The following is a 3,153-nucleotide window of genomic DNA, read 5'->3' as shown; positions in this document are numbered from 1 at the left end:
CCTGGATGCCCATGACAGACGAGGAGTTTACCGCCGCCTACCCGGACCCGGATGTGGAGTGGTGGACTGCCGAGGAATACGCCGCCTGGCTGGAAAATGAGAAAAAGGAGCTGGAAAGCATGATTGGCTCTAAGGGCTGGACCAACAGCACCGGCTGGTTCACCTGGACCCAGGAGATGGTGGCGGAAACCATCGCCCAGTATGAGGAAGTCCTTGCCATGATTGAGAACGGTTATCTGGTGTCCAAATCGGTGGACGGGGATGAGAACACCATGCTGGTGATGAACCCCCTTGACCGGGTGGTGGGCAGCGGGGATTGGGAAGGTGCGATAGAAGAAAAGCAGTATTCCCACGAGGAGGGGGTTGAGTATACCAGCCTCTTCGACGACTACAAACGCTGCGGGCTGACGTTTCAGAACAACGATGGCATTTTGTACTGGAAGGACCAGCGGGTGCGCATCTTTGTGGACGGCGCGGAGTATGGGGATGGCTATGCCTCTCAGTATGAGCATTACGACCCGGAGGGGACGGTAGATGTGCGCACGGTCCGGGAGCGGGTGGATAACGGGGACGGCAGCTACAGCCTGATGGGGCCCTTGGTGCGGCTGGAGGAGTTTGAGCCTGACCAGATGTTTTTGGACGCTCTGGAGGGCCAGCGGTATGTGGGCGCGGAAAGCCAGTATGAGGCGGAGCGCACGGCTCAGGAGCTGGAACCCTACGAGGCGTTTGGGCTGAGCTGTCGCTTTGACCCAAGCCAGAAGACCGGTGAGCTGGTTATGGAGTGGAACGGGCGGCCGGTGCGCAGTCTGTTTGACGGCAAGCGGCAGATTTGGGTGTGCAACAGCCTGGGCACGAAGGGGCTGAACCTGGAGGCGGTGTATGAGGGCGGCAAGCTGACCGGCCTGCGGGAGAGCGACGAGAAAAGCCATGTGGAGGCCGCTATGGCTATAGGCAGCGAAGCCACTGCCGAAGACGATGGGGACGACGGCTCCGGCCAGACCATCGCGGAGCGTATGGAGCCCTTTGCCGCCTATGGCGTGAGCTATCAGGAGACCGGCGGGAAGAAGGTCATACGCTATAACGGCAAGCCGGTGAGCAGCTTTGCCGATGTGAGGCCGGACGGAAGCGTGTTCTCTGTGGGGTCTACGGACGGCGGGGAGATTGTTCTGGTTACGGATTATGATGGGGATGGGACGCTAAAGGGAGTGAAGGCTATGATGTCGTATCGTTTTTAAGACTTTGGATAAGTGAATGGTATGATTTGCGAATACTTTCTTTATACAGCGTGTTCTCCATGAGGTCTGCCGATGGTGGGGAGACAGTGTGTGGCCGGGGCATGGGAAAAGAGGTGGGGAGCGATTGCGTCCCCACCTCTTTTTCTGTTTTGTTTTTCGGCGGGACTGTCAGTCTGCCGGTGGGGGGCGAAAGCGCAGCTCGATTTGTAGCTCGCTGCCCTCGATCCGCGCGGAGGCGGTTCCCTCCATTTGCTCCATCAGCTCCCGGACGATGGCCAGGCCCAGCCCTGCCCCGCCGCTGCCCCGGGCCGGGTCTCCCTGGTACAGCCGGTCAAAAAGGCGGCTGGGGTCAGGCCGGGGCCCGGCGCCCAGAGGGTTGGTAAAGCGAAGCCAGCTGTCCCCGGCTGTGACGGCGAGGCCCCCTCCCCCATGCCGGATGGCGTTGACGATGAGGTTTTTGTAAACCCGCCCCAGGGCCTCCTGGTCAACCCAGGCGGCGATATCCTCCCGGCGGAACCTGAGCCGGGGCTCTATGCCCGCCGCTTCCAGCTGGGGGTAGAGCTGGGCCAGGGCCTCGTACAGGGGTGGGAGCAGGGGCGATATCTGGCATTGCAGGGGCAGCAAATCGCTTTGCAGGCGGGTGTAGAGAAACAGCTCATCCAGCAGCCCGTCCAGCTCTGTCAGGCGTTTGCCAATGATTTCCAGATACGCCTCCCTGTGCTCCGGCTCCTCCTGCAGCAGCTGCAGGTATCCTGTGGCCCCGGCCAGGGGCGTGCGGATGTCGTGAGAGATGCAGGCCATGGTGTATTTCAGCTCCCGCTCTCTTTGCAGAGCCTCCTGGTGGAGCCTGCGGCCCTTTTCCAGTCTGGCGTTCACTGCCCTGCACAGCCGCCGGGCTGGCTTGCCGCCGGCCTGCACGGTGAGGTTCAGGTTGCTCTCCGCCGGAGTCTCCTCCAATATATGGGCCATTTCTTCCATTTGCCTGCGGTATGCGTACAGCAAAAACAGCAGCAGGGCCAATGCGAGAATGGTAAGGACCAACGCCGGCAGCATAGAGAGCCCTCCTTTTTAAATATCCCGGTTTTTGGTGAGGAGCAGGCTGGCTGTTATGTAGAGGAGGCTCCACCCGGCCACGCCGGCGAGAATGGTTCCCCCCTGCTCTACTCCCGGCGCACAGCTGACGCTGACCAGGGAGCTGATGAAATACTTGTCGACGCGGGGCCAGCCCAGGGCTCCGGTGAACGCGCCGAGGACCAGCGCGGGGACTCCCCCGCCGCAGAACACGGACATAAAAACGCCCAGGGACGCGCTGCGTGTGATTGTCACCATGGTGAGGGCCATCAGGGAAAAGGCCCAGGTGGGCAGCCAGAGCCAGAAGGTATAGCTTGCCACATCCCCGATACCGCTGGCAGTTGGGTGCAGCCCGAACAGGGGCGGCAGCGCCAGGGAGAACAGCACAGCGAGCAGGGTCATGATGCCGCTGTATACCCCGCCAATCAGCGTTTTGGAGGCAATATACTCCCAGCGGCGGGGCCGGGCAAAGCATATATTCTTTATGTAGCCCCCCGCGAAGTCTCCGCCGGCAAAGAAGGTCATCCCCATGCCAGCCAGTATGAGGATGAAGCCGTTGGCCAGACACTCGTGGACAAAGGCCAGCTGGCTCATGCCGGCGATATCAGCCCCCATCTGGTAGTCTGCGGCCTCTACCTCCGCGCCGCTCTCCTCCATGGCCCGCAGGACCTGGGGAGAGGACATGATTGACAGCATGAGGCACACAAACACAATAAGCGCCAGGGTAATGGCCAGCATAATGTAAAAGGTGCGGCTTTGAAACAGCCGGCGGCTGTCCATTCGGAAAATATCAAGCATGGTTCTCCCCTCCCAACTTCTCTAAGAAATAGCCTTCCAGGTCCTGCTG

General features: G+C 60.7%; 3 protein-coding genes. 1 reads left to right on the top strand and 2 read right to left on the bottom strand.

Annotated features, from left to right (window positions below):
- On the top strand, window positions 1–1,235 hold a 1,235-nt coding region (locus tag ACTO5E_RS10605), incomplete at its 5' end, for a hypothetical protein (RefSeq protein WP_482303492.1).
- 168 nt (window positions 1,236–1,403) lie between these two features.
- Here ACTO5E_RS10605 and ACTO5E_RS10600 read toward each other — a convergent pair.
- Window positions 1,404–2,288, bottom strand: a complete 885-nt coding sequence (locus ACTO5E_RS10600) for a sensor histidine kinase (protein ID WP_482303491.1) — start codon at window positions 2,286–2,288, stop codon at window positions 1,404–1,406.
- 15 nt (window positions 2,289–2,303) lie between these two features.
- Window positions 2,304–3,104 carry a hypothetical protein gene (locus tag ACTO5E_RS10595; protein ID WP_482303489.1) on the bottom strand — a complete coding sequence of 267 codons (801 nt, stop codon included), beginning with the start codon at window positions 3,102–3,104 and terminating at the stop codon, window positions 2,304–2,306.
- Window positions 3,105–3,153: the final 49 nt, after the last annotated feature.

It is taken from the genome of Acutalibacter sp., from assembly GCF_056800975.1.
The sequence above is the reverse complement of the archived record's forward strand: the minus strand, read 5'-3'. Positions and strand labels throughout refer to the sequence as shown.

What these genes read in the sequence shown, in the direction of transcription:
- ACTO5E_RS10600 (WP_482303491.1), bottom strand. Translation starts at nt 2,288, where the DNA reads ATGCTGCCGGCGTTGGTCCTTACCATTCTCGCATTGGCCCTGCTGCTG.
- ACTO5E_RS10595 (WP_482303489.1), bottom strand. Translation starts at nt 3,104, where the DNA reads ATGCTTGATATTTTCCGAATGGACAGCCGCCGGCTGTTTCAAAGCCGC.